The sequence below is a fragment of the Stenotrophomonas sp. Ps181 genome (assembly GCF_025697425.1).
Lineage (GTDB): Bacteria > Pseudomonadota > Gammaproteobacteria > Xanthomonadales > Xanthomonadaceae > Stenotrophomonas > Stenotrophomonas sepilia.
The window spans coordinates 671,120-694,763 of record NZ_JAHWBI010000001.1 but is presented as its reverse complement, the minus strand read 5'-3'; the positions used below and the strand labels follow the sequence as shown (position 1 = coordinate 694,763).

General features: G+C 66.9%; 23 protein-coding genes, 4 tRNA genes and 1 pseudogene. 16 read left to right on the top strand and 12 right to left on the bottom strand.

What is annotated here, in order from left to right:
* Positions 1 to 75 precede the first annotated feature (75 nt).
* From pgi to pcnB, 7 genes and pseudogenes are all read right to left on the bottom strand, one after another.
* A complete protein-coding gene (gene pgi / locus KXV01_RS03300) occupies positions 76 to 1,590 on the bottom strand; it encodes a glucose-6-phosphate isomerase (RefSeq protein ID WP_164284646.1) in 1,515 nt (504 codons plus the stop codon).
* The gene (gene panD / locus KXV01_RS03295; protein ID WP_005409061.1) at positions 1,587 to 1,967 is read right to left on the bottom strand and encodes an aspartate 1-decarboxylase; all 381 of its coding nucleotides are present in this window, start codon (positions 1,965 to 1,967) and stop codon (positions 1,587 to 1,589) included. The genes pgi and panD overlap by 4 nt, the downstream gene beginning before the upstream one ends.
* 55 nt (positions 1,968 to 2,022) lie before the next feature.
* A pseudogene (locus KXV01_RS03285) lies at positions 2,023 to 2,552 on the bottom strand (hypothetical protein).
* 66 nt (positions 2,553 to 2,618) lie between these two features.
* Positions 2,619 to 3,458 (bottom strand): pantoate--beta-alanine ligase, encoded by an 840-nt coding sequence (gene panC, locus KXV01_RS03280; RefSeq protein WP_099486916.1) that lies wholly within the window; start codon positions 3,456 to 3,458, stop codon positions 2,619 to 2,621.
* Positions 3,455 to 4,270 (bottom strand): 3-methyl-2-oxobutanoate hydroxymethyltransferase, encoded by an 816-nt coding sequence (gene panB, locus KXV01_RS03275; RefSeq protein WP_049439732.1) that lies wholly within the window; start codon positions 4,268 to 4,270, stop codon positions 3,455 to 3,457. The genes panC and panB overlap by 4 nt, the downstream gene beginning before the upstream one ends.
* Positions 4,271 to 4,304: 34 nt before the next feature.
* On the bottom strand, positions 4,305 to 4,790 hold the full coding sequence (folK, locus tag KXV01_RS03270; RefSeq protein WP_263467505.1) for a 2-amino-4-hydroxy-6-hydroxymethyldihydropteridine diphosphokinase: 486 nt from the start codon (positions 4,788 to 4,790) through the stop codon (positions 4,305 to 4,307).
* A gap of 3 nt (positions 4,791 to 4,793) precedes the next feature.
* Positions 4,794 to 6,173, bottom strand: coding sequence for a polynucleotide adenylyltransferase PcnB (pcnB, locus tag KXV01_RS03265; protein WP_161801669.1), 1,380 nt, complete (start codon positions 6,171 to 6,173; stop codon positions 4,794 to 4,796).
* 46 nt (positions 6,174 to 6,219) lie between these two features.
* Here pcnB and KXV01_RS03260 point away from each other — a divergent pair.
* A tRNA-Glu gene (locus tag KXV01_RS03260) sits at positions 6,220 to 6,294 on the top strand.
* A gap of 257 nt (positions 6,295 to 6,551) precedes the next feature.
* Here KXV01_RS03260 and KXV01_RS03255 read toward each other — a convergent pair.
* Complete coding sequence (locus KXV01_RS03255) at positions 6,552 to 7,976, bottom strand: sugar porter family MFS transporter (RefSeq protein ID WP_164284649.1); 1,425 nt, start codon at positions 7,974 to 7,976, stop codon at positions 6,552 to 6,554.
* Between the two features lie 194 nt (positions 7,977 to 8,170).
* Here KXV01_RS03255 and fdxA point away from each other — a divergent pair, with 194 nt between their 5' ends.
* Positions 8,171 to 8,494, top strand: a complete 324-nt coding sequence (gene fdxA, locus KXV01_RS03250) for a ferredoxin FdxA (RefSeq protein ID WP_049411316.1) — start codon at positions 8,171 to 8,173, stop codon at positions 8,492 to 8,494.
* Positions 8,495 to 8,715: 221 nt separating this feature from the next.
* Here the strand turns inward: fdxA and KXV01_RS03245 are convergent, their stop codons facing one another.
* A complete protein-coding gene (locus KXV01_RS03245) occupies positions 8,716 to 9,231 on the bottom strand; it encodes a hypothetical protein (protein WP_049411312.1) in 516 nt (171 codons plus the stop codon).
* A 32-nt stretch (positions 9,232 to 9,263) separates the two neighbouring features.
* Positions 9,264 to 10,157: a 4-hydroxy-tetrahydrodipicolinate synthase gene (dapA, locus tag KXV01_RS03240; protein WP_049411309.1), complete on the bottom strand. Its 894-nt coding sequence runs from the start codon at positions 10,155 to 10,157 to the stop codon at positions 9,264 to 9,266.
* Positions 10,158 to 10,321: 164 nt separating this feature from the next.
* Between dapA and KXV01_RS03235 the strand changes: the two genes are divergently transcribed.
* The 10 genes from KXV01_RS03235 (at position 10,322) to KXV01_RS03190 (ending at position 16,262) form a co-directional block, all read left to right on the top strand.
* Positions 10,322 to 10,882, top strand: coding sequence for a glycine cleavage system protein R (locus tag KXV01_RS03235; protein ID WP_005409051.1), 561 nt, complete (start codon positions 10,322 to 10,324; stop codon positions 10,880 to 10,882).
* A gap of 79 nt (positions 10,883 to 10,961) precedes the next feature.
* Positions 10,962 to 11,441 (top strand): peroxiredoxin, encoded by a 480-nt coding sequence (locus KXV01_RS03230; RefSeq protein WP_049411307.1) that lies wholly within the window; start codon positions 10,962 to 10,964, stop codon positions 11,439 to 11,441.
* Positions 11,442 to 11,525: 84 nt separating this feature from the next.
* Complete coding sequence (locus tag KXV01_RS03225; RefSeq protein WP_005409049.1) at positions 11,526 to 12,926, top strand: PhoH family protein; 1,401 nt, start codon at positions 11,526 to 11,528, stop codon at positions 12,924 to 12,926.
* Positions 12,923 to 13,429 carry a hypothetical protein gene (locus KXV01_RS03220; RefSeq protein ID WP_049435743.1) on the top strand — a complete coding sequence of 169 codons (507 nt, stop codon included), beginning with the start codon at positions 12,923 to 12,925 and terminating at the stop codon, positions 13,427 to 13,429. Before KXV01_RS03225 ends, KXV01_RS03220 begins: the two co-directional genes overlap by 4 nt.
* A 12-nt stretch (positions 13,430 to 13,441) precedes the next feature.
* Positions 13,442 to 14,110 carry a YoaK family protein gene (locus KXV01_RS03215; RefSeq protein ID WP_019661173.1) on the top strand — a complete coding sequence of 223 codons (669 nt, stop codon included), beginning with the start codon at positions 13,442 to 13,444 and terminating at the stop codon, positions 14,108 to 14,110.
* A 108-nt stretch (positions 14,111 to 14,218) separates the two neighbouring features.
* Positions 14,219 to 15,028 carry a bifunctional hydroxymethylpyrimidine kinase/phosphomethylpyrimidine kinase gene (thiD, locus tag KXV01_RS03210; protein ID WP_049412883.1) on the top strand — a complete coding sequence of 270 codons (810 nt, stop codon included), beginning with the start codon at positions 14,219 to 14,221 and terminating at the stop codon, positions 15,026 to 15,028.
* Positions 15,025 to 15,951, top strand: a complete 927-nt coding sequence (locus tag KXV01_RS03205) for an alpha/beta fold hydrolase (RefSeq protein ID WP_263467504.1) — start codon at positions 15,025 to 15,027, stop codon at positions 15,949 to 15,951. The genes thiD and KXV01_RS03205 overlap by 4 nt, the downstream gene beginning before the upstream one ends.
* Positions 15,942 to 16,018: transfer RNA gene (locus KXV01_RS03200), tRNA-Arg, on the top strand. The genes KXV01_RS03205 and KXV01_RS03200 overlap by 10 nt, the downstream gene beginning before the upstream one ends.
* Before the next feature lie 58 nt (positions 16,019 to 16,076).
* Positions 16,077 to 16,153, top strand: a tRNA-Arg gene (locus tag KXV01_RS03195).
* Positions 16,154 to 16,185: 32 nt separating this feature from the next.
* Positions 16,186 to 16,262: transfer RNA gene (locus tag KXV01_RS03190), tRNA-Arg, on the top strand.
* 591 nt (positions 16,263 to 16,853) lie between these two features.
* Here KXV01_RS03190 and KXV01_RS03185 read toward each other — a convergent pair.
* Positions 16,854 to 17,774: a LysR family transcriptional regulator gene (locus KXV01_RS03185; RefSeq protein WP_099495516.1), complete on the bottom strand. Its 921-nt coding sequence runs from the start codon at positions 17,772 to 17,774 to the stop codon at positions 16,854 to 16,856.
* A gap of 139 nt (positions 17,775 to 17,913) precedes the next feature.
* Between KXV01_RS03185 and KXV01_RS03180 the strand changes: the two genes are divergently transcribed.
* Positions 17,914 to 18,615 (top strand): pirin family protein, encoded by a 702-nt coding sequence (locus KXV01_RS03180; RefSeq protein WP_099495517.1) that lies wholly within the window; start codon positions 17,914 to 17,916, stop codon positions 18,613 to 18,615.
* A 162-nt stretch (positions 18,616 to 18,777) separates the two neighbouring features.
* Positions 18,778 to 19,917: an MFS transporter gene (locus KXV01_RS03175; RefSeq protein WP_099495518.1), complete on the top strand. Its 1,140-nt coding sequence runs from the start codon at positions 18,778 to 18,780 to the stop codon at positions 19,915 to 19,917.
* Between the two features lie 81 nt (positions 19,918 to 19,998).
* Here KXV01_RS03175 and KXV01_RS03170 read toward each other — a convergent pair whose 3' ends face one another.
* A complete protein-coding gene (locus KXV01_RS03170) occupies positions 19,999 to 21,117 on the bottom strand; it encodes an alpha/beta fold hydrolase (RefSeq protein ID WP_099495519.1) in 1,119 nt (372 codons plus the stop codon).
* Positions 21,118 to 21,299: 182 nt separating this feature from the next.
* Here KXV01_RS03170 and KXV01_RS03165 point away from each other — a divergent pair, with 182 nt between their 5' ends.
* Positions 21,300 to 22,646, top strand: coding sequence for a cytochrome c (locus KXV01_RS03165; RefSeq protein WP_049439055.1), 1,347 nt, complete (start codon positions 21,300 to 21,302; stop codon positions 22,644 to 22,646).
* A complete protein-coding gene (locus KXV01_RS03160; protein ID WP_049414029.1) occupies positions 22,643 to 23,569 on the top strand; it encodes a c-type cytochrome in 927 nt (308 codons plus the stop codon). Before KXV01_RS03165 ends, KXV01_RS03160 begins: the two co-directional genes overlap by 4 nt.
* Positions 23,570 to 23,644: the final 75 nt, after the last annotated feature.

The following is a 23,644-nucleotide window of genomic DNA, read 5'->3' as shown; positions in this document are numbered from 1 at the left end:
GGCCGCTGGCCGGCAACCTCATGAACGATTGAAGCATCACCTGGATGCCGGCCAGCGGCCGGCACTACCAGGGCATCAGCCCTTCAACTGCGCCAGGATCTCGCGGGTCATCGGATCGGCAACCGCCACATCCTCGCCCTGCAGCGCCGGCAGCAGGCCACTGGCCAGCTGCTTGCCGAGCTCGACACCGAACTGGTCGAAGGCGTTGATGTTCCAGATCACCGACTGCACGTACACGGCGTGCTCGTACATGGCGATCAGTGCACCCAGCGCCTGCGGGGTCAGCGCGTCGAGCAGGATCAGCGTACTCGGCCGGCCTCCCGGGTAGTCGCGGTGCGGATCTTCGCTGCCCTGGCCATTGGCCAGCGCTTCGGTCTGCGCCAGCAGGTTGGCCAGCAGGGCCTGGTGATTGATCGTGTACGGATCATCGTTGTGCACGCAGCCGATGAAGTCGGCCGGAACGACGCTGGTGCCCTGGTGCAGCGCCTGGAAGAAGCTGTGCTGCACGTCGGTACCTGCCCCACCCCACCACACCGGCACGGTGTCGACGGTGACCGGCTGGCCGTCGCGCTGCACGCGCTTGCCCAGGCTTTCCATCACCAGCTGCTGCAGGTAAGCCGGCAGCAGCGCCAGGCGCTGGTCGTAGGTCATCACCGCGTGCGTGGCATGGCCCAGCAGGTTGCGATTCCAGACGTCGGTGAGGCCGTGCAGCACCGGCAGGTTGCGCTCCAGCGGTGCATCCAGCGCATGCGCATCGATCTGCGCCGCGCCTTCCAGCAACTGTTCAAAACGCTCGAAGCCGATTGCCAGCGCGATCGGGAAACCAACCGCCGACCACAGCGAATAGCGGCCACCGACCCAGTCCCACATCGGCAGCACGCGATCGGCGGCGATCGCGAAGGCCTTGGCGGCGCGCTCCGGATTGGCGCTGACCGCATACAGGCGCTCGCTGCCGCCCAGCCAGTCGTGCAGGATCTGGCCGTTGAGCAGGGTTTCCTGGGTACCGAAGGTCTTGGAGATCAGGATGCCGGCAGTCTTCGCCGGATCCAGCGCGGCCAGCGTGCGCTGCATGGCGGCGCCGTCCACGTTCGACACGAAATGCACGCGCAGGCGCGCACCGGTGACCGGGCGCAGCGCATCGGCGACCAGGCGCGGGCCGAGGTCGGAACCCCCGATGCCGACACTGACCACATCGGTCACGCCGCTGTCTTCCAGCGCGCGCACCAGCACGCCCATGCGCTGGCGGATGCCACGCGCGGTGGCATAGGCCTCGGCCGCCACCGGCGCATCGACCACGTCGCCACGCAGCGCGGTATGCAGCGCGGCGCGGCCTTCGGTCAGATTGACCTGCTCGCCGCGGAACAGGCGGGTGATGGCGCCGCCGACATCACGGTCGGCAGCCAGCGCCAGCAACGCCTGCAGCGCCGCGGCATCGTACTTCTGACGGGCGAAGTTGACGTACAACGGACCGACCCGCAGCGCAAGGTCCTGCACGCGGCCGGGTTCGGCGGCGAGCAGGCTGGGAATGCTTGCGCCCTTCAGGCGCTGGGCGTGGGAATGCAGCGAGTCGAATCCGTTGTTCGTTGTCATGCGGCCTGGGTCGGGATCGTGTCGTTGGTGTGGGTGATCTGGTTCTTGCCATCAACGTACACCAGCTTCGGCTTGAAGCTGTCAGCTTCCTGCTCGGTCATGCTGGCGAACGCGGCGATGATGATGATGTCACCGACCTGCACGTGGCGCGCGGCGCCACCGTTGAGCGAGACAACGCCGCTGCCGGCTTCGGCGCGGATGGCATAGGTCGAGAAGCGCGCACCGTTGGTCACGTCCCAGATATGCACCTGTTCGAACTCGCGGATGCCAGTGGCAGCCAGCAGGTTGTCATCGATGGCAATCGAGCCTTCGTAGTTCAGCTCGGAATGGGTGACGGTGGCGCGGTGGATCTTGGTCTTGAGCAGGGACAGGTGCATGGGGGCGCTGCAACGGCAAAGGAAAGAGCGGATTCTAGCACCCGCCCGGCCATCGTCAGGGGGCTGCGGCAGGACGCTGAAGGCCGTTCAGGCGCCCTCGCCCGCCTGCCCCGCCGGGGACCGCGCAGGGATGGCCTTCCAGTGACAGCCGGAACACCGCATGGAAGGCCAATCCGGCGACCACGCCGAAGCCGCCGGCGGCCAGCACCTGCAGGGCATAGCTGATCACATCGAACGTATCGACGTAGCGCAGGCGCCGCAGCAACGGGCCGCTGTCCTCGCCCGGCTTGGCGCCCTGGCCATGGCCAGGGCGCCAAGCCCGAAGCCGACCAGCACGAAACCGATCCGGCGCAGACGTTGCTGAGACTGCAGGATCAGTGCCATCGGCAGCAGCACGGCAATGGCATTGCAGACCGCCAGTACGAACATCAGGCCGCCACCGGTCAGGGCCGGCACCGGCGTACGCCCCAGGTCCACTGCGAACAGCAGGCCGCCGAACAGCTGCGCGGGCAGCATGCCTGCGGCCAGTACTGCCAGGATCGAGGCCTGGGCAACACCGCAGGAATCAGTGGTGGCGCCGTTCATTTCCGGTCTCCCGTCCATGGGAAGGTTGGAGGCGCCCGTTGCGGGCGCCCCGGAGCCACATGCGGCTCAGAACTCCAGGTTGTCGATCAGCCGGGTGGTACCGAGCCGTGCGGCGATCAGCGCCACCCGGCCGCCGCCGTCGAACGTCGGCTCGGCCAGCTCCGGAGTGCGCAGCACCGCGTAGTCGACCTGGAAACCGGCCGCCTGCAATGCAGCAGTGGCCTCGGCCTCGATGCGATCACGTGCCTGCCCGGCCACGTAGCCTTCGCGCATGCCCAGCAGGGTCCGGTGGATGGTGGTCGCGACCGGACGCTGTTCGGCGCTCAGGTACTGGTTGCGCGAGCTCTTGGCCAGGCCGTCCTCGTCACGCACGATCTCGGCGCCGACGATCTGGACCGGGAACGACAGCTCGGCCACCATCTGCTTGATCACGGCCAGCTGCTGGTAGTCCTTGCGACCGAACACGGCCACGTCCGGCTGCACCTGCAGGAACAGGCGCGCCACCACCGTGCACACGCCGTCAAAGTGGCCCGGACGGCTGGCACCTTCCAGCACTTCACTCACGCCCGGCGCGTGCATGCGCGTGGTCTTGTCCACGCCCAGCGGGTACATCGCCTCGACGCTGGGCAGCCACACCGCATCGCAGCCTGCCTGCTCCAGCCCGGCCACGTCGGCCTCGGGCGTGCGCGGGTAGCGGCTGAAGTCTTCATTCGGCCCGAATTGGGTCGGGTTGACGAAGATGCTCGCCACCACCTTGTCGGCGTACTGGCGGGCCAGGGCCACCAGCGAATGGTGGCCCCCATGCAGGTTGCCCATGGTCGGCACCAGCGCCACGCGCAGGCCCTCGCGCTTCCACTGGGCGATCTGCCCGCGCAGCGCGCCGAGCTCGTTGAAGGTCTGGATCATTGGGCGTAGGCGTGCTGTTCGTCGGGGAAGCTGCCGTCGCGCACGGCGTCGGCAAACGCGCGGGTGGCACCGGCCACCGAGCCGCCTTCGGCAAGGAAATCCTTGACGAACTTGGGACGGCGATGGCCACTGTCCAGGCCGAGGAAATCGTGCAGCACCAGCACCTGGCCATCGCACTGCGGGCCAGCACCGATACCGATGGTCGGCACATCCACCGCAGCGGTCACTTCGGCGGCGACGGGGGTCGGCACGCATTCGAGCACCATGATGCTGGCGCCTGCGGCGGCCACGGCCTTGGCATCCTCCACCAGCTGGCGCGCAGCATCGCCGCGGCCCTGGATCTTGAAGCCGCCCAGGCGCAGCACCGATTGCGGGGTCAGGCCCAGATGCGCGCAGACCGGAATCTCGCGCTCGACCAGGTAGCGGATGATGTCGACCTTGAAGCCGGCACCTTCGATCTTGACCATCTCGGCACCGGCCTGCAGCAGCTGCAGCGATGCATCCAGCGCGCGTTCCGGGGTGGCGTCGGCGCCGAACGGCAGGTCGGCCACCAGCAGCGCACGCTGCAACACGCGGGCCACGGCGCGGGTGTGGTAGACCATGTCGGCCACGGTCACAGGCAAGGTCGAATCATGGCCCTGCACGACCATGCCCAGCGAATCGCCGATCAGGATCAGGTCGACGCCATTGGCATCAAAGGTGCGGGCAAAGCCAGCGTCGTAGGCGGTCAACATGACCAGCTTCTGGCCATTGCGCTTGGCCTCGGCCAGGGCGGGAACGGTCCAGGGCTTGCTGTCTGCGTGGGTGCTCATGTGCTGATAACCGGGGGAGATAACCCGGTCATTATCACCCTATCGGCGCAATCCCGCAGGCATCCACCCGCACCACTGCATCCCGCACGCTGCCATGACCGGGAATGGCCAGATCAGGCGCGATTTCGGCCAGCGGCACCAACACGAAGGCGCGCTCGTGCAGGTAGGGATGGGGTACCTGCAGACCGGACTGATCGAGTACCTGCGCGCCATACAGCAGCAGGTCCAGGTCCAGCGCGCGCGGCCCCCAGTGCACTGCCGGATCGCGCACGCGGCCAAAGCCCCGCTCCAGCGCCAGCATCGCCTGCAGCAACTCATCGGCCGGCAAGGTGGTTTCGACCGCAGCCACGGCATTGACGAACGGCGGCTGGTCTTCATTGCCCCAGGCCGGCGTTGCATAGAGCCGCGAGGCCTGTCGCAGGCGCGTTCCCGGCAGGCCGTCCAGCGCGGCAATCGCCGCGCCCACGGTCGCGGCCGCGTCGCCAAGGTTGGCGCCGAGGCCGATCCAGGCGAGGGTCATCGCTTACTCGCCCGCCGCAGCAGCACCGGGACGTCGACGGCGACGGCGGCGCTTGCGCGGTGCCCCGCTCTCGTCATCGCCGTCTTCACTGTGCATCGCATCCAGCGACGACTCCAGCTCGCGACCGGACTGCGCCTGTGCTTCGCGCCAGAACTCGACATCCACTGCATGCTCGGACGAAGCGACCTGGCGCAGGCTGAGGAAATCGAATGCGGCACGGAAGCGCGGGTGGGTCAGGGTACGGAACACGCGCTTGCGCTGGCGCGAGCTGAAGCGCGACTGCAGCAGCCAGATCTCCTGCATCGGCAGCGAGAAGCGGCGCGGCAGTGCGATGGTGCTCAGCTGCTGCACGGTGACCCGGTCGGCGGCGCGGCGCTGCGCCTCTTCCGGTGCCACCCCCTGCTTGAGCAGGGTTGCCTGTGCACGGCAGAAGGCGGGCCACAGCAGCAGCGCGAACAGGAACGCCGGCGAAACCGGTTCGTCGTTGGCCACGCGGGCATCGGTGTTGGCCAGGCCCTCGACCAGCATGCGGCGCAGCGCACCGGTGCGGTTGGACTTCAGCGCCTTGGCGCTCTCCGGGAACAGCACGTCCAGCAGGCCGTAACGCTCAAGGCCTTCGAAGCTGGCCACGCCGTGCCCGGACAGGAACAGCTTGAGCACTTCCTCGAACAGCCGCGCGGGCGCGGCTTCGTTGAGCAGGCCGGCCAGATGCGGGATCGGTGCGGCGGTGCCCTCTTCGATCTGGAAGCCGAGCTTGGCCGCCAGGCGCACCGCACGCAGCATGCGCACCGGGTCTTCCCGATAACGCTGCTCGGGATCGCCGATCAGCTTCATCAGGCGCGCCTGGACGTCTTCGAAGCCGCCGGTGTAGTCGCGCACCGAGAAGTCCTCGATGGCGTAATACAGGGCGTTGCAGGTGAAGTCGCGGCGGACGGCGTCGTCTTCGATGGTGCCGTACACGTTGTCGCGCACGAGCATGCCGTTTTCCATCTCGCGGTCGCCGCTGCCGTCATCGCTGTTGGCGCGGAAGGTGGCGACTTCGATGATTTCGCGGCCGAACACAACGTGGGCGAGGCGGAACCGACGACCGATCAGGCGGCAGTTGCGGAACAGCTGCTTGACCTGTTCGGGCGTGGCATCGGTGGCCACGTCGAAATCCTTGGGTTGGCCATTGACCAGCAGATCGCGCACCGCGCCGCCGACAAGGTAGGCGCCGAAGCCGGCATCGCGCAGGCGATAAAGCACGCGCAGGGCGTTCGGGCTGATGTCCTTGCGGGAGATCGTGTGCTGGTCGCGCGGGATGACGCGCAGGCTGAACGGTGATGTAGCAGGGGAAATGATGTTGGCGCTTCCGGTTGAAGTTTCGGGATTGCCCAATGGCATCGAGGTGCATATACTAGCGCTCCTGCCTCGGCAGCGACACAGTTACGCTCCCTTCGTCTAGTGGTTAGGACGTGGCCCTCTCAAGGCTAAAACAGGGGTTCGAGTCCCCTAGGGAGCGCCAGTCGCCGCAGCAGGAACCGAAAAAGCCCGCCATGTGCGGGCTTTTCTGTTTTCCGGGGTTGCAGTGATTGCGGTCGGATTGGCCGCTTGTGCGCCTCCCTGTTCCTGCGCAGGAGGGGGCGGGCCACCCTTTTCTGGACACGCAAAAGCCCATCCATGGTGCTCGATGGCGCCATGGATGGGTTTACGGCGTGTCCTGGATCGGCGGACCTGCCGTCTCCCCGCAGAACAGGGAGGCGCTGAAACACAGGCCGGCCGTCAGCCTTCCATCTGCTCCAGCTCCTTGCCCTTGGTCTCGCGCACGTAGCGGACCACGAAGACGATCGAGAGGATCGCCGCGACGGCGTACATGCCATAGGCGCCGGCCAGGCCGATGGCGGCCAGCAGCATCGGGAACGTCACGGTGATCGCGAAGTTCGAGGTCCATTGCGCCGCACCCGCCACCGCCAGCGCCGGGCCACGGATCTGGTTGGGGAACATCTCGCCCAGCATCACCCACATCACCGGGCCCCAGGACATGTTGAAGAACACCACGTAGACGTTGGCTGCCACCAGCGCCAGCCGCCCCATGCCATCGGACAGCTGCAGGCGCCCGCCGGCCAGGCTGCCGCTGGCGAACGCCACCACCATCAGCACCAGCGCCACCGACATGCCGACCGAGCCGACCCACAGCAGCGGCCTGCGCCCGATGCGGTCGATCAGCAGCACCGTCAGCAGGCAGGCACCGATGCTCAGCGCGCCGGACAACACATTGATCAGCAGCGCGTCGCTTTCCGAGAAGCCCACCGCCTGCCACAGCACCGCGCCGTAGTAGAACACCACATTGATGCCGACCAGCTGCTGGAACATGGCCAGGCCGATACCCACCCAGAGGATCGGCCGCAGCTTGCCGGTGGCCTTGTTGCGCAGGTCGCCGAAGCGCGGCTTGTGCAGATCCTCGGTCAGGCTGGCCTCGATCTCGGCCTGCTTTGCGGTGGCCGCAGCCTCGCCGTACAGCCGCGTCAACACCGCCCTCGCCTGCCCCTGCCGCCCCTTCAACGCCAGGAAACGCGGACTTTCCGGGATCACCAGCAACAACAGCAGGAACAGCCCCGATGGCAGCACCTGCATCCAGAACATCCAGCGCCAGGCCTCATGGCCCAGCCACAGGGGCTCGGTCGAGGCGCCTGCGGCACGCGCCAGCAGGTAATTGCTGAGGAAGGCCGCAAACAAGCCGCAGATGATCGCCATCTGCTGCACCGTGGCCAGCCGGCCGCGGTAACGCGCCGAGGCGACTTCGGCGATGTAGGCCGGTGACATCACGCTGGCCGCGCCCACCGCGAAACCGCCCAGCACGCGGGCGGCGATGAACAGCCAGGACGCGTGGGCCGCGCCGGCACCGAGCGCCGAGACAAGGAACATCAGCGCGGACACGATCAGGACACCGCGGCGCCCCAGGCGATCACCCAGCCACCCGGCCAGGAAGGCGCCGATCGCGCAGCCCAGCAGCATCGAGGCGACTTCGAAACCGAGCGCCGCCTCACTGGAGTTGAAGGCCTGGCGGAGGCCATCGACCGTGCCATTGATGACACCACTGTCGAAACCGAACAGGAATCCACCAAGGGTGGCCACGCAGCTGATCAGGACGATGAATGCAGTGTTCTCACCGCCATGGGGCGCGGTGCTGGGCTGGGTTTGGGACATGGACGATCCTGCTGGGAAGGGAGTCCGGCCACGGTGGGCGACCGAGTGCCCCGCAGCGTCGCACAGGCCCCACCGTGCCGCCAATGACTCCCACGGTCGCGCCTGCCAGACGCCCGTTTTGCGCCCCGCGCCGACACCGGGGGCCAACCTGTTCTAGAATTGGCGGGTTCAGGAATCGATCCACCCCCAAGCCCATGCCCTTTGTCGTCACCGAAAACTGCATCAAGTGCAAACACACCGATTGCGTGGAAGTGTGCCCCGTGGATTGCTTCCACGAAGGCCCGAACTTCCTGGTGATCGACCCGGATGAGTGCATCGACTGCACCCTCTGCGAGCCGGAGTGCCCGGTCAATGCGATCTTCCCGGAGGACGATGTTCCTGCCGGACAGGAAGGCTTCGTTGCCCTCAACGCCGAGCTGGCGAAGGCGTGGCCGGTGCTGACCGTGCGCAAGGACCCGCCCGCCGACGCCGGCGAATGGGATGGCAAGCCGGACAAGCTGAAGCTGCTGGAGCGCTGAGAAGCGCCCACGGCGGTAACGAAAAGGGCGCTCATGGGCGCCCTTTTCTGTTCTTCGGCAGGTGCCAACCGCAGGATCCGGCATCTGCCAACCGCGCGATCTGGAATCCATCAACCGCGCTATCCGGTAGGTGCCAACCCTGGTTGGCACAAAAGCGCCGACCAAGGCTGGCCGCTACCAGAGCGGGTGCGGACCAAGGCCCGCAGCCACCCGACCAGCCCTTACTGGGCGAGCTTCGCCTTCAGCGCGGCGATCAGCTTCACCGGCGCTTCGGCGGTGGCCGGCAGGCCACGCGGGTCAACCGCGGAGATGTAGGCGCCGGCATCGACGGCGACCACGCGGACCAGGAAGTTGCTGCCTTCATAGGCCACGTCGTACGAACCCAGCAGCTGCGCGCGGCTGGCGATGGTCACGCCCTCCACGCCTTCCAGTGCGGTACCGACCTTGGCGAAGGCTTCATCCTTGCCACCGGCAATGGTGAAACCGGTGCTGCCCGCTGCCGGAGCTGCAGCGACCGGCGCCGCCGGCTTGGTGGCCGAGGCCAGCGTCGGCACCTTGTTGTCGGCGGTGGCATTGGGCAGGTTCAGGTCCGGCGGCACTTCCAGCGGACGCATTTCCGGGGCCAGGGCGTAGTCGCCCTTGGCGCCGCGCTTGAAGCAGCCGGTGGTGCCGGCAGCGACCGCCACAGCAAGCAGGGCATAGGACAGCACGCGGACGGTGGAAACGGATTGACGCATGTGAATCTCCTGGGTCAGACCAAGACGGAAGGTCAGTGGCTGGAAAGGGCTTCGAGGGCGGCGATGTCGCCGGCAAGATGGTCGGCAGCCGGATGATGCGCTGCCGACAACGGCAGCAGTGGCAGGCGCAGGTCGTGACCGATGCCGATGCGGCGCAGCAGCGCCTTGACCGGGATCGGGTTCGGTTCGACGCCGCAGAAATCATGGAAGGGATGCAGGCGCGCATCCCACGACGCGGTGGCTTCGTGGTCGTGTGCGGCGGCCAGCTCGCACATCCGGCGGTAGGCGCCGGGAAGCACGTTGGAACCCACTGAGATCAGGCCGTCGATACCGGCCTGGATCGAACGCGCGGCCGTACCGTCGTCACCGCTGAGCACGCAGAACTGTGGGCTGCGCAGAGCGAGCAGCGCCTGCACCCGGCCGGTGTCGCCCACCGCCTCCTTGATGCCGACGATGTTGGGGTGGCTGGCCAGCTCGGCCACGGTCTCAGGCTGCATGTCGCAACCGGTACGGCCGGGCACGTTGTACAGCACGACCGGCAGCCCGCCCTGGTCGGCCACCGCACGGTAGTGCGCGATCAGGCCTGCCTGGGTAGGCCGCACGTACGGCGGCGTGACCACCAGCGCGTGGCTGGCGCCGAGGGCGGCGGCACGACGGGTCTGTTCGATGGTCTTGGCAGTGCCCGAAAGGCCGGTACCGGCCATGACCGGAATGCGGCCGCCGATGCGCTCGACCGCGCTGGCCAGCAGCAGGTCGTACTCGGCGTCGGTGAGGGTTGCCGCTTCGCCGGTAGAGCCGGCTACGACAACGCCATGGACGCCACCTTCCAGTTGCAGGTGCAGCAGGCGCTGCCAACCGTCGGGATCGAGGGCGCCGTCGGCCCGGAACGGGGTCGCCAGCGCGGTGATGAGGCCGGAAAGGGACAAGGACGTGCTGCTCTTGGCTGGGAAGGGAAAACGCCCGCCACGAAAGGCCGGGGGCGACTTGAATGTTACTTGCGGCGCGAAAGCACGGGCAAGTATGCTGGACACCGGTGGATCCCCGCCTCTGGCGGGCATTCAGACTAACGCATGCATTACCCGGAATCGCCTTGACCGACACCACCCCGCGCCCCGCGCCGAGCGAAAACCACCTCCTGATCAACGCCTATACGACGCATCCGGAGTCCCCCCTGCTGTCCGTCACCCGCCGCATCGCCGACAGCGGCTGCAATCTGGTGGATGCACGCCTGGCCACGGTCGGCCGCGATGTCTCGGTTACCGCCCTGGCCACCGGCTCGTGGGACTCGGTGGCCAAGCTCGAGGCGATGCTCACCCGGCTGGAGCGCGAGGAGGGCCTGAAGCTGGTCTGGTACCGCACCGCCGCCAAGCAGGCGCAGTCCAACCTGCTGCCTTACATCGTCGAAGTGATCGCCGCCGACAAGCCGGGCATCCTGTTCCAGCTGGCCGATTTCTTCGATCGCCAGGGCATCACCATCGAGAACCTGCAGAGCACCCGTTACCGCGCCATGCAGACCGGCGCGGAAATGTTCAGCGCACAGGTCACCATCGGCGTGCCGGCCAACATGCATATCGCCGCGCTGCGCGACGATTTCCTCGAGTTCTGCGACCACCTGAACCTTGACGCGATCATGGATCCGATGAAGTTCTGATTCTTCGCGCGTCTCTCACGGGCGCGTGGCGTTTCATGTAGCTGTAATGGCAAGAACCCAGGCTCGACAGAAGGACCTCATGAACAACGGCGACACCCTGGACAGCACCACCCTTTCCCTGCCGCTGGCACTGTCCGGCGGCGACCAGGCCACCCTCGGCGACTATGCCGGCCAATGGCTGGTGCTGTACTTCTATCCCAAGGACAGCACCCCGGGCTGCACCACCGAAGGCATCGACTTCAACGCCCTGCTGCCGAAGTTCAGGAAGGCAGGCGCGGTGGTACTGGGCGTCTCGCGCGACTCGGTGAAGTCGCACGACAACTTCTGTGCCAAGCAGGGCTTCAACTTCCCGCTGGTCAGCGATGGCGACGAAGCGCTGTGCAGCGCCTTCGACGTGATCAGGATGAAGAACATGTACGGCAAGCAGGTACGTGGCATCGAACGCAGCACCTTCCTGATTTCCCCCGACAGCCGCATCGTGCAGTCCTGGCGCAAGGTCAAGGTTGCCGGCCACGCCGATGCCGTTCTCGCCGAACTGAAGGCCTCCCAGTCCAAGTGAGTCCCACTGCCTACTGTGTCTGCCATCACCCTGCCCCGCAGCAGGCCGTGGTGGTTTTTCCCTGTCCGTAACCAGGAATCGACGATGACCCGAGGCAAGCGCATCTACGTGCTGGATACCAACGTGCTGATGCACGATCCGACCGCGCTGTTCAAATTCGAGGAGCACGACATCTACCTGCCCATGCAGGTGATCGAGGAGCTGGACAACGGCAAGAAGGGCACCTCCGAAGCGAGCCGCAACGCCCGCCAGGTGAGCCGCTTCCTCAACGAGCTGGTGCAGGAATCCGGCCTGGACAACCTGGCCGACGGCATTCCGCTGCAGCGCCCCAACGGCCTGCAGCTGCGCGGCAAGCAGAGCGCCGGCAAGCTGCGCTTCCAGACCAGTCATTTCGATGCTGGCAAGAGCTTCGGCAAGGTGATCCCGGACAACGCCATCCTCGGCGCGATCCTGGCTCTGAAGGAAGAAACCCCCGACCTGCCGGTGGTGTTCGTTTCCAAGGACATCAACCTGCGGATCAAGGCCGCGATCGCCGGCATCGTGTCCGAGGACTACGAGAACGACCGCGCGCTGGACGATTTCAGCCTGCTCTACACCGGCGCTACCGAGCTGCCGGAAGACTTCTGGAAACGCCACGGCGACGACCTGCGCAGCTGGAGCGACAAGGGCCGCAGCCATTACGAAATCCAGGCGCAGGACGGCGAGGAGTGGTATCCGAACCAGTACGTCTACCTGCCGGGCGAGGATGAAGTCGAGCTGCGCGTCAGCCGCGTGGTCGGCGATGGCAAGGTGGTGCTGTCGCTGGTCGATGATTTCCGCCACGGCAGCCACGCCGTGTGGGGCATCAGCGCACGCAACCGCGAGCAGAATTTCGCCCTCAACGCACTGATGGACCCGGAGATCGACTTCGTCACCCTGCTGGGCACCGCCGGCACCGGCAAGACCCTGCTGGCACTGGCCGCCGGCCTGGCGCAGACGATGGACCAGCAGCGCTACCGCGAGATCATCATGACCCGCGCCACGGTCAGCGTCGGCGAAGACATCGGCTTCCTGCCGGGCACCGAGGAAGAGAAGATGACGCCGTGGATGGGCGCGCTGACCGACAACCTGGAAGTGCTCACGCACAACCAGGAAGGCGGCACCTGGGGCCGCCAGGCCACCAACGACCTGCTGGCCAGCCGCATCAAGATCCGCTCGATGAACTTCATGCGCGGCCGCACCTTCCTGTCACGCTACCTGATCCTGGACGAAGCACAGAACCTCACCCCCAAGCAGATGAAGACGCTGATCACCCGCGCCGGCCCCGGCACCAAGATCGTCTGCCTGGGCAATGTCGAGCAGATCGACACCCCGTACCTGACCGAGACCACCTCGGGCCTGACCTACGCGGTGGACCGCTTCAAGAACTGGCCGCACAGCGCGCACATCACCCTGCGCCGTGGCGAGCGTTCGCGCCTGGCCGATTACGCTTCGGAGGTGTTGTGAACCGCTGCACCCGCCTGCTGCTGCCCACGGCGGCGATCGCCCTCGCCGCCGTCCTGGGCGCCTGCACCACCACGCGCGGCCCGGCCAGCGTGCCGACGGCCGAACGTACCGGACAGTCCTGGGTGGTCACCCGCCCGATCATCGCCGCACAGGTGCTCGACACCTGCTCGCGGCCCAGCCCCGGCCGCGAGGCCGGGCGGGTGTCGGGTTACTGGGCGCCCAGCCGGCAGCAGGTCGACCAGCTGGAGGCGAAGCTGTCGTCGCTGGAAGCGCAGGTCCCGAAGGTGCTGGACTTCGACCGCCAGTACGTCGGCATCGAAAGCGCCGGCAAGCGGCTGATCTACGTCAACGCCTTCCACCTGCCCGATGACAGCGGCATCAATCCGGCACGGGAAGCGATCCGCGTCTGCGACGGCGGCACGCAGTTCTGGGGCGCCGTGTTCGACCCCGCCAGCAACACCTTCAGCGAGCTGCAGTTCAACGGCGGCTTCGGCGGGCCCTGAGGGGCCCCGCCGATGGGAATACGCCTGCCCACCTGGGTCTGGATCGGCGCGGTCGCGCTGTCGTGCGTGGCCGGCATGGTCAACGTGGTCGGCTTCCTCGGCTTCGAGCATCAGGCAGTCAGCCACATGACCGGCAGCACCAGCCAGCTCGGCATGGCGCTGGCGCAGGGTGACTGGCGCGCGGTCGGCCACCTGTGGGGGCTGCTGATCGCGTTCTCGCTGGGTGCGATGCTCAGCGGCCTGCTGATCCAGGACAGTACCCTGCAACTGGGCCGACGCTACGGCGTGGCGCTGGCCTTGGAGTCCGCGCTGCTGCTGGTGGCCATTCCGCTGTTCGAGCGCCACCAGATCTGGGGCGCTCTGGCCGCCGCCATGGCCTGCGGCCTGCAGAACGCGATGGCCACCACCTTCAGCGGCGCGGTGGTACGCACCACCCATCTCAGCGGCATGTTCACCGACCTCGGCATCGGCCTCGGCCACCTGCTGCGCGGGCTGCCGTTGCAGGTGCGACGACTGACCCTCAGCGGCCTGATCATCAGTGGCTTCCTGGCCGGCGGCATCCTCGGCGCCTGGCTGTTCATGCGTTGGCAATATGACGCGCTGCTCGCCCCTGCCCTGCTGACCGGCCTGACCGGCCTGGGCTATGTGCTGTACCAGCAGTGGGCGCGCTGGCGGCATTGAGGGCCGCGCTCTGGGGGGTCAGATCCCTTTTCCTGCGGAAAAGGGATCTGACCCCATCTACCGGCAGCGACGCTACCGCCTTTGCGGTGACCACGGCACAATCGCCTGATGAGCCCGACCACTCCCGTATCCGCCCTCACCATCGCCGGCTCCGACTCCGGCGGTGGCGCAGGCATCCAGGCCGACCTGAAGGCCTTTGCAGCACATCGCGTGCACGGACTCTCCGCGATCGCCGCACTGACCGCACAGAACACCCGTGGCGTCATCGCCGTGCATGTGCCGCCGATCGATTTCCTGCGTGCACAACTGGATGCCTGCTTCGATGACTTCGATATCCATGCGGTGAAGCTCGGCATGCTGGCCAACACCGAGGTGATCAATGCCGTCGCAGATGCGTTGGAGCGCCATCGTCCACCACACGTGGTGCTGGACCCAGTGATGGTCGCGACCAGCGGCGCGCGCCTGCTGGAAGACAACGCTCTGCAGGCAATGCGTGAGCGGCTGATCCCGCTGGCCACGCTGATCACCCCGAACACGCCGGAAGCGGAGCTGCTGGCCGGGCGGAAGATCGGGAACGGCGATGACGCCGAACAGGTGGCCTCCGCCCTGCTCGACCTGGGTGCCGGTGCGGTGCTGCTGAAAGGTGGCCACCTGCAAGAAGGCAACCGCGTAATCGACCGCTACTTCGACGGCGTCAGCAGCGAAGAATTCATCCACGCCCGCCTGCCGCTGGATGCGCACGGCACTGGCTGCACGCTGGCCTCGGCCATCGCCGCGCAGCTGTGCAACGGCCTGAGCCTCGCCAACGCCTGCGAAGCCGGCATCGACTACGTTGCGCGCGGCCTGCAGCAGGGCTATGCCCCCGGCCGCAGCGAGGTGCTGGTGCTCGACCACTTCGGCGCGGCACCGCACGCATGAACGTGACGCCGGCCCTCCTTCCTGTGCAGTGCAACGACGGGCATCGCTACGAAGTGATTGCCTGCATGCCCGCGCAGCCCATCGCCCGCCTGTTGTGGCTGCCAGCGCTGGGTGTGGCCGCGCGCCACTACCTGCCGCTGGCACAGGCGCTGGCAGCGAAGGGTGTGGCGGTCTACCTGCATGAGTGGCGCGGCAACGGCAGCAGCTCACTACGCCCGTCGCGCGCGCAGGACTGGGGCTATCGCGAGGTACTCGAGCATGATCTGCCGGGCAGCCAGGCGATCCTGGCCGCCGCCGATCACGAAGGCGGCGCCCTGCCATGGATCATCGGCGGCCACAGCCTCGGCGGTCAGCTGGCCTGCGTGCACGCCGGGCGCAATCCGAAGCACTTCAACCGGCTGTGGCTGGCGGCCAGCGGCTCGCCGTTCTGGCGCGGTTTTCCACCACCACGCGGCTGGCTGCTGCCGCTGGTCTACCGCTTCCTGCCGTGGATCGCACAGCGCCAGGGCGTGCTGCACGGGCGCCGACTTGGCTTTGGTGGCACCGAAGCACGCGGACTGATCGCCGACTGGGCGCGCGTGGGCCTGAACAACCACTACGCCGCGGTCGGCATGGATGAGGATCTCGATGCGCAGATGGCGCGCGTGCACGGCAGCGCGCAGGCGGTGTTGATGGAACACGACTGGCTGGCGCCGACCGGATCGATGCAGGCGTTGCTGGCGAAGCTGCCGAACGTGGACGCACAGCTGTGCGTGCTGTCGGCGCAGGAGCTGGGCACGCGCGCCGATCATTTCGCCTGGCTGAAGGCCCCGGACGCTGTGGCTGACCGATTTTTCATTCAGTTGGATGAAAATTTTCACAAAACTGTTGACGATCCGCGCCGACATCCGCATAATTCCGCTCCTGTCGCAGGGCGCCCGTAGCTCAGTTGGATAGAGTACCTGGCTACGAACCAGGCGGTCGGGAGTTCGAATCTCTCCGGGCGCACCACTCGACAGGTTTTCAGCATCCGCCGCTGGAAATGCTTTAAAATTTGATTGTGTACCGCGCGCCCGTAGCTCAGTTGGATAGAGTACCTGGCTACGAACCAGGCGGTCGGGAGTTCGAATCTCTCCGGGCGCACCATACACAGTCAACACAACAAGTTTATGTAATTGGCGCCCGTAGCTCAGTTGGATAGAGTACCTGGCTACGAACCAGGCGGTCGGGAGTTCGAATCTCTCCGGGCGCACCATTACACCGAAACAGCAGGCCTCGGCCTGCTGTTTTTTTATGTGTGTTTTTCGGCAGGGCTGCGCCCTGCACCTGCAGAGGCCACAGCCAGAGCCGGAGCAACAGCAACAGCGCGCATTCCGTGGGATGGCGGGGCGGTGTCGGAGTGCGGGGACGCCGCAAGTATGTCCATGCAGGCTTGGCAGCCGCATCCATGCGGCTGACACCCCGCACTCCGACACCGCCCCACCTCTGACAGATTTCCGCGATCTGATGGATCCACGCCATGCGTGGATGGATCTCCATCGAGTTCGAACATTTCGACAATTGATCGAAGAGCATCCACGCATGGCGTGGATCTACCGTGTCGACCAAGGTCGACACCCACCGACCGCACCAGCACCGACAGATCGCCGGAAACTGTCGAAGGCGGGGTGGGTCCGGTTGCGGGGGCGTGAGCCGCATGGATGCGGCGACCGAGACTCCATGGGCGGATTCACGGCGTCCCCCGCAACCGGACCCACCCCGCCATCCCTCAGGAAACCAGCTGTTGCTGTTGCTGTTGCTGTTGCTCTGGATCGTAGCGGGTGCAGGGCGCAGCCCTGCCAAACCCCTACCCCCTGGCCATCGCCTGCCACCACTCCGACAGCAGCTCCGGCCTGCGCAGGCGCTCCCGCCACCAGCGCAGGGCAGCGCCCTCCTCACCGGTGCGCCAGGCCAACCAGAACGTCTCCTCCGGCTTGTGTTCCTCCACCTCGCGGATCACCAGCTGGCCACGCGCCACCGCGGCGCGTGCACAGGGCTCGGGCAGGAAACCGAAGCCCACGCCTTCGCACTGCAGCTTCAATTTACTGGCCATGTCCGGCACCGTCAGCATCTCCTGCCCCATCAACAGGCCCACCGTGCGCGGCAGCAGCCTGCGCGCGGAATCGGAAACGGCGATCGCACAGTGCTCGGCCAGCTGTTCGCGACCGAGCACGCCGGGCACCGCGGCCAACGGATGCTCGGGTGCCACCGCGAACACGAACGCCACCGTGCCCAGCGGCTCCACCACGTAACCGCCGCCACTGGGTCCCTCGCCCGGCGCACCGACCAGCAGGTCGGCACGCCGGTCCAGCAGGGCCTCCCAGGTGCCGGACAGCGCCTCGCCGATCAGTCGCAACCGGGTCGGCGCCTCGGCTCGTCGAAATGCGGCGATATCCGGCCCAAGCAGCCAGGTCGGGAACACCGAATCCACCGCCAGGGTCAGTTCGGTCTCCCAACCCGACGCCACCCGGCGCACCCGCAGCTCCAGCTCGCGGGCCGCGCGCAGCAGGTGCCGGCCTTCGTCCAGCAGCGCGCGCCCGGCCTCGGTCGGCTCGGCGCGCGGGCCAACGCGGTCGAACAGCTGGACGCCCAGATCCTCCTCCAGCTTGGCCACGGTATAGGAAATCGTCGAGGGCACCTTGTGCAGGGCCTTGCCGGCGCCGGCAAAGGAGCCACGGCGGTCGATGGCATCCAGGATCTGCAGGGCATCGAGGCTGAGCTTTAGCATTCGAATTTTTCGATGATGACTGTCAAAACTATCCGTTTTTCAAACCCCGGGCGCAAGCGGATACTTCTCTCCAACGGGGAAACACAGCGGTAACCGACCACCCCGCCCCATCGAAACCATCGAACAAGGAGATTCCATCATGCTGCAGATCCGCAAGAGCGCTACCCGTGGCCTGGCCGAGCATGGCTGGCTGTCCTCGCGCCATACCTTCTCCTTCGCCAACTACTACGACCCCCGTTACGTCAGCTTCGGCCCGTTGCGGGTGATCAACGAAGACAAGGTGATCGGCGGCCAGGGCTTCGGCACCCACGGCCACAGCAACATGGAAATCATCTCCTACGTGCTGGGCGGTGCACTGGAACACAAGGACTCGATGGGCACCGGTTCGGTGCTGCGCTACGGCGACGTGCAGCGCATGAGCGCCGGCAGCGGCGTCACCCACAGCGAGTTCAACCACTCCGCCGACGAGACCGTGCATTTCCTGCAGATCTGGATCTTCCCGGACAGCGAGAACATCACCCCGTCGTACGAGGAGACCCACTTCTCGCCGGACAGCAAGCGTGGACAACTGCGACTGATCGCTTCGCCTGACGGTGCCGACGGCTCGCTGCGCATCCACCAGGACGCGCGCATCTTCGCCACCATCCTCGATGGCGGCCAGAAGCTGCACCATTCGCTCGGCAACGGGCGTGGCGCCTATGTGCAGGTGGCGCGTGGCCAGCTGCAGGTCAACGGCATCACCCTGGAAGCCGGTGATGCGCTGCAGGTCAGCGACGAAGCCCAGCTGACCCTGGAAAACGGCAACGACGCTGAAGTGCTGGTGTTCGACCTGCCGCTGTAAACACGCCCTGTCCTGAAGACGTGGCCCGGCGATGCGGAAAGGCATCGCCGGGCCCGCTGCGCATGGGCCGCAATCGTATTCGGCCTTCGGTGACCCGAATGCCCCTTGCCCGACACGACTGGAAACGCTTTCATGGCAGCGTTTATCCGGACCCGCCCTCGCATGACGCCTTCATCCCCGCGTGCCCAGCAGCACGCCACCCGTGCCGCCTTCTTCATTCCTGGATTCGCTACCGCCGCGTGGGCGCCGATGGTGCCTTACGCCAAGGCCAAGGCCGGGCTGTCCGACGCCAGCCTCGGCGCCGTGCTGCTGTGCCTCGGGCTCGGCTCGCTGCTGGCGATGCCGCTGGCAGGTGCACTGACGGGGCGGCTGGGTTGCCGCCGGGTGATGGTGATCACCTGCGCGATGATGCTGTGCGCCCTGCCCTTGCTGGTGCTTGCACCCTCGCCGGTGTCGCTGGGCGCGGCGCTGTTCGTGTTCGGTGCCGGCGTCGGTGCACTGGATTGTGCGATGAACATGCAGGCGGTGGCGGTCGAGCGCGATGCCGGGCGCGCGATGATGTCCGGCTTCCACGCCTTCTACAGCATCGGTGGATTCGTCGGTGCTGGCTGCATGACCGGGCTGCTGATCCTCGGCACGCCGCTGTGGCTGGCCGCGCTGCTTTCGGTGGTGGCACTGCTGCTGGTTGCGGTGCTGTCGGCGCCGCACTGGCGTCCGCAACGCATCCTGCACGAAGGACCTCTGCTGGCGCTGCCGCACGGCGTGGTGCTGTTCATCGGCGTACTGGCCTTCGTGGTGTTCCTCGCCGAGGGCTCGATGCTGGACTGGAGCGCCGTGTTCCTGGCCGAAGTGCGGCAGGTGCCGCGTGACCAGGCCGGGGCCGGCTTCGCGTTGTTCACCCTGGCGATGACGGCAATGCGCCTGTTCGGTGACGGCATCGTCGAGCACCTCGGCCGCACCTGCACCTTGGTCTTCGGCGGTATCACGGCCGCGGCGGGCTTCACCCTGGCCACGCTGGTGCCCTCGTTTCCGGTGGCGCTGGCCGGCTACGTACTGGTCGGGCTGGGCTGCGCCAACATCGTGCCGGCGCTGTTCTCGATGGCAGGCCAGCAGCGGGTGATGCCGGAAAGCATCGCCATCACTGCAGTGACCACACTGGGTTATGCCGGCATCCTCGCTGGCCCGGCGGCGATCGGCGCAGTGGCACATGCGACCAGCCTCGGCTTTGCCTTCCTGTGCGTCGCCATACTGCTGCTGGGGGTAGCCGCCTCCGCCCGCTCACTGGCACGACGCGTGACCTGACAGAAAAAGGGGACGGAGGGGATTAAGTCGCATCTGCCCCGAGTGTGCTGCAAACGACTTAATCCCCTCCGTCCCCTTTTTTCAGCCGTGTGCCAGCCATTCGGCCTGGGCCGGCAGCTGTGGGGCTGGGCACGCGCTCTGCGGGTGGTGCTCGTCGCGCGCCATCCAGTCATCGACCACGCCGGCCAGCAGGTCCAGCCGCAGCGGCAGGGTAATGTGGTCTTCGCCGCGCATCTCGATGTAGTGCGCGCGCGGGTTGGCCAGGGCGAGCTGCCGGCCCTGGCTGACCGGAATATGCTGGTCACCCTGCCCGTGCAGCAGCAGCACGCAGGCGCGGGTATCGGCCAGCGCACGCGCGACGTCGACGCGGTCCAGATCGACGTCGATGCGGCGGCTGGCGGCGGCGATCACCTGGTTGATGTCCTGGCCCCCATAGCGCCAGCGTGCGTACGACGCCATCGCCTGCGCCTTCAGGCCCTCCGGCTGCAGTCCCATCAGGTGCGGGATCATCGTGCGGATCGCCGCACCGGCATTGGCGAACGATTCCATCGCCACCACGCCGGCCACCTGGTCACCCAGCTTGTCGGCGGTGAACACCGCCGTGGCCGCACCATAGGACACACCGAACAGGTACAGCGGGCCGGTCACTTCGCCGCGCGCGCGCAGCTCGCCGATGACATCGACGACGTCATCCGATTCATAGGTGCCATAGCCGGACGGACCTGCACCGGACTGGCCATGGTTGCGCAGGTCGAGCGTGACCACGCGGTAGCCGGACTCGGCCAGCTGCAGCGACCATGGCAGCATCGAATCACCGTTCATCATCCACCCATGCAGCAGCACCACGGTGCCGCGTGGCGCCTGCGCGCGGAACGGCTGCGGCACGGCCAGACTCAGGCCGGTATCAAGAGGAAGGCCGTTCTCATGACGCTGCGGAAGGTAGTGGTACCGCGCGCCGTAGTCGCCGGGGTCGAACACGCGCCAGAAGATCGGCACGCCATCGCGACCCGCTGCGAAGCCATGGCGGTTGGGCAGCCCGGCAATGGCCGCGGCGATGCGCGGGCGATCGAGCAGGGTCGACACGCCGCCCGGTGCGATCAGCCGGTCGGCAAGCGAGGTGGACGAGGCGTTGATCGAGGATGAGCATGCAGCCAGCCACAGGCCGGCGCACGCCAGCAACAACAGCAGCAGGCGCTTCATGGGCAATCGGGAAAGGATGCGACAGCGTGGCAGGTTAACGACGCGGGCGTGGGCCATCTATCGCGCGTGGATGACGGCTTGATGACAATGCGGGATCGATTCAGGTTGTCACAATGGCGCGATCGACCTCGACATTGATCCGGATCAATGAATACGCCGGCATGCTTGCCCACAGTGCCCCCATGCGCACCTCGTTCAAGCTCGCCATTGCCCTGGCCGCCACGCTGGCCGCCGCCTATGGCATCGCCCGCAGCACGCCCTACTGGTTCGCACCTCGGCAGGCCGCGCAGGTCGACATCCACGACCCGGCGCTGATCGCACAGGGGCAGTACCTGTCGCGCGCCGCCGACTGTGCGGCCTGCCACACTGCGCCGGGCGGCAAGCCGTTCGCCGGTGGCCTCGGCATGCAGACGCCGATGGGAACGATCTACTCGACCAACATCACCCCCGATCCGGAAACCGGCATCGGCGCCTACGACTACGCCGACTTTGAACGCGCGGTACGTCGCGGCATCCGTCACGATGGCCAGCCGTTGTACCCGGCAATGCCGTACGCCTCCTATGTGATTGCCCGCGACGCCGAGATCAAGGCGCTGTACGCCTATTTCATGGGCTCGGTGCAGCCGGTGAAGCAGGACAACGCCGACAGCACGATTCCATGGCCAGCCAACATGCGCTGGCCTCTGGCATGGTGGCAACTGCTGTTCGCACGCCCACGCAGCTTCAGCCCTGATCCGTCGCTGGACGCCGGCCAGCAGCGTGGTGCCGAACTGGTGGAAGGCCTGGCGCATTGCGGTGCCTGCCACACGCCACGCGGGCTGGCGTTCCAGGAAAAGGCGATGGCCGATGATGGCAGCCGCCAGTTCCTGTCCGGTTCGGTGCTGGAAGGCTGGTACGCGAAGAACCTGCGCAGCGAATCGACCGGCCTGGCCAGCTGGCGCGAGGGTGAGATCGTGGACTTCCTGCGCACCGGGCGCACCGATCGATCGGCGGCCTTCGGTGGCATGGCCGACGTGGTCGAGCACAGCACGCAGTACCTGTCCGACGCGGACCTGCTGGCGATGGCCCGCTACCTGAAGCAGCTGCCCGCCCGCGAAGGACGCAGCGCACAGTGGTCGCCCGGTACCGACACCACCACCGCCGCACTGCGCAGCGGTGACTACCGCGTGGCCGGTTCGCTGGCCTATGCCGAGCACTGCCAGGCCTGCCACCGCGCCGACGGCCGCGGCATGCCGCGCGTCTATCCGGCCCTGGCCGGCAACTCGATCGTGTTCGCCGACGATCCCAGCTCGCTGGTGCAGGTGACCCTGATCGGCGGCCGCACACCACATACCCCGCACGACCGCATGGCCTTCACCATGCCAGGCTTCGAGCAGCTGCCGAACGCGCAGCTGGCACAGATCCTGACCTTCATCCGCAGCAGCTGGGGCAATCAGGCCAGCGCAGTGAGCGAGGTCGACGTGGCGCGCATGCGCCGGGTGGTGCGCGACAAGCCGGTGCACTACGTTCCGCAGGAGGCCGCACAATGAAGCGTTCGCGCACGCGTTCCCGCCTGCTGATCGGCAGTGCGATCACCCTGGTGCTGCTGGCCGGCGCCGGTACCCTCGCTTACCGTCATCTGTACCCGGATCTGGATGCCGCCGTGACCGGCACGATCGATATCCTCGATGCACAGGTCAAGGTGGTCGGCGCCTACCATGCGCCCAGCGCCGAAGAAATCGCCGGGCTCGGCAATGCCGAGTCGGTGATGCTCGGCCGCCGCCTCCTCAACGAAACCGCACGACTGCTGCCGGACAACGTCGGCAACGATCTGAACTGCAATTCGTGCCACATGGCCGAGGGCAAGCGTCCCTTCGGCAACCACTACTTCAACACCGGTGGCGGCGCCTATCCGCGTTACATGCCGCGGCCTGGCAAGGTGATCGGCCTGACCGAACGCATCAATGGCTGCCTGCAGCGTTCGATGAACGGCAGGCCGCTGCCGAAAGATTCGCCGCAGATGCGCGCGATGCTCGACTACATGGCGTGGCTGAGCAGCCCTGTGCCAGCGGGTGCAAAGGTGGCTGCCCCCAGTGAGGGGCCCATCGACAGCACGCTGACCCCGGATCCGAACCGTGGCCAGGCACTGTACGCCGTACAGTGTGCCGCCTGCCACGGCGACAACGGCGAAGGCCGGCGCGACGCCAGTGGTGACATCGCCTTCCCGCCGCTGTGGGGCGACCACAGTTTCAACATCGGCGCCGGCATGGCGCGCCTGTACAAGGCGGCCGGTTTCGTCAAGCACAACATGCCACCGGCAGTGACCCGTGAACCGCCACTGGGCCAGCAGGTGATGCCCGACCAGGATGCGGTGGACATCGCCAGCTATTTCATCAACCAGCCACGGCCGGACTTCGCCAACAAGGGCAAGGACTGGCCGCGCGATCCGAAACCCAAGGACGCGCGTTACTGATGCAGGCGGCAGCTGCCGGCCGTCGCACAACACGATTCCTGCATCGCCGCGTCATGCCGATGTCATTGGCGCTAC

Excerpts from the sequence above, each read along its gene's own strand:
- pgi (WP_164284646.1), bottom strand. The coding sequence starts at position 1,590 with ATGACAACGAACAACGGATTCGACTCGCTGCATTCCCACGCCCAGCGC.
- panD (WP_005409061.1), bottom strand. The coding sequence starts at position 1,967 with ATGCACCTGTCCCTGCTCAAGACCAAGATCCACCGCGCCACCGTCACC.
- panC (WP_099486916.1), bottom strand. The coding sequence starts at position 3,458 with ATGATCCAGACCTTCAACGAGCTCGGCGCGCTGCGCGGGCAGATCGCC.
- panB (WP_049439732.1), bottom strand. The coding sequence starts at position 4,270 with ATGAGCACCCACGCAGACAGCAAGCCCTGGACCGTTCCCGCCCTGGCC.
- folK (WP_263467505.1), bottom strand. The coding sequence starts at position 4,790 with ATGACCCTCGCCTGGATCGGCCTCGGCGCCAACCTTGGCGACGCGGCC.
- pcnB (WP_161801669.1), bottom strand. The coding sequence starts at position 6,173 with ATGCCATTGGGCAATCCCGAAACTTCAACCGGAAGCGCCAACATCATT.
- KXV01_RS03255 (WP_164284649.1), bottom strand. The coding sequence starts at position 7,976 with ATGTCCCAAACCCAGCCCAGCACCGCGCCCCATGGCGGTGAGAACACT.
- fdxA (WP_049411316.1), top strand. The coding sequence starts at position 8,171 with ATGCCCTTTGTCGTCACCGAAAACTGCATCAAGTGCAAACACACCGAT.
- KXV01_RS03245 (WP_049411312.1), bottom strand. The coding sequence starts at position 9,231 with ATGCGTCAATCCGTTTCCACCGTCCGCGTGCTGTCCTATGCCCTGCTT.
- KXV01_RS03230 (WP_049411307.1), top strand. The coding sequence starts at position 10,962 with ATGAACAACGGCGACACCCTGGACAGCACCACCCTTTCCCTGCCGCTG.
- KXV01_RS03225 (WP_005409049.1), top strand. The coding sequence starts at position 11,526 with ATGACCCGAGGCAAGCGCATCTACGTGCTGGATACCAACGTGCTGATG.
- KXV01_RS03215 (WP_019661173.1), top strand. The coding sequence starts at position 13,442 with ATGGGAATACGCCTGCCCACCTGGGTCTGGATCGGCGCGGTCGCGCTG.
- thiD (WP_049412883.1), top strand. The coding sequence starts at position 14,219 with ATGAGCCCGACCACTCCCGTATCCGCCCTCACCATCGCCGGCTCCGAC.
- KXV01_RS03205 (WP_263467504.1), top strand. The coding sequence starts at position 15,025 with ATGAACGTGACGCCGGCCCTCCTTCCTGTGCAGTGCAACGACGGGCAT.
- KXV01_RS03185 (WP_099495516.1), bottom strand. The coding sequence starts at position 17,774 with ATGCTAAAGCTCAGCCTCGATGCCCTGCAGATCCTGGATGCCATCGAC.
- KXV01_RS03180 (WP_099495517.1), top strand. The coding sequence starts at position 17,914 with ATGCTGCAGATCCGCAAGAGCGCTACCCGTGGCCTGGCCGAGCATGGC.
- KXV01_RS03175 (WP_099495518.1), top strand. The coding sequence starts at position 18,778 with ATGACGCCTTCATCCCCGCGTGCCCAGCAGCACGCCACCCGTGCCGCC.
- KXV01_RS03170 (WP_099495519.1), bottom strand. The coding sequence starts at position 21,117 with ATGAAGCGCCTGCTGCTGTTGTTGCTGGCGTGCGCCGGCCTGTGGCTG.
- KXV01_RS03165 (WP_049439055.1), top strand. The coding sequence starts at position 21,300 with ATGCGCACCTCGTTCAAGCTCGCCATTGCCCTGGCCGCCACGCTGGCC.
- KXV01_RS03160 (WP_049414029.1), top strand. The coding sequence starts at position 22,643 with ATGAAGCGTTCGCGCACGCGTTCCCGCCTGCTGATCGGCAGTGCGATC.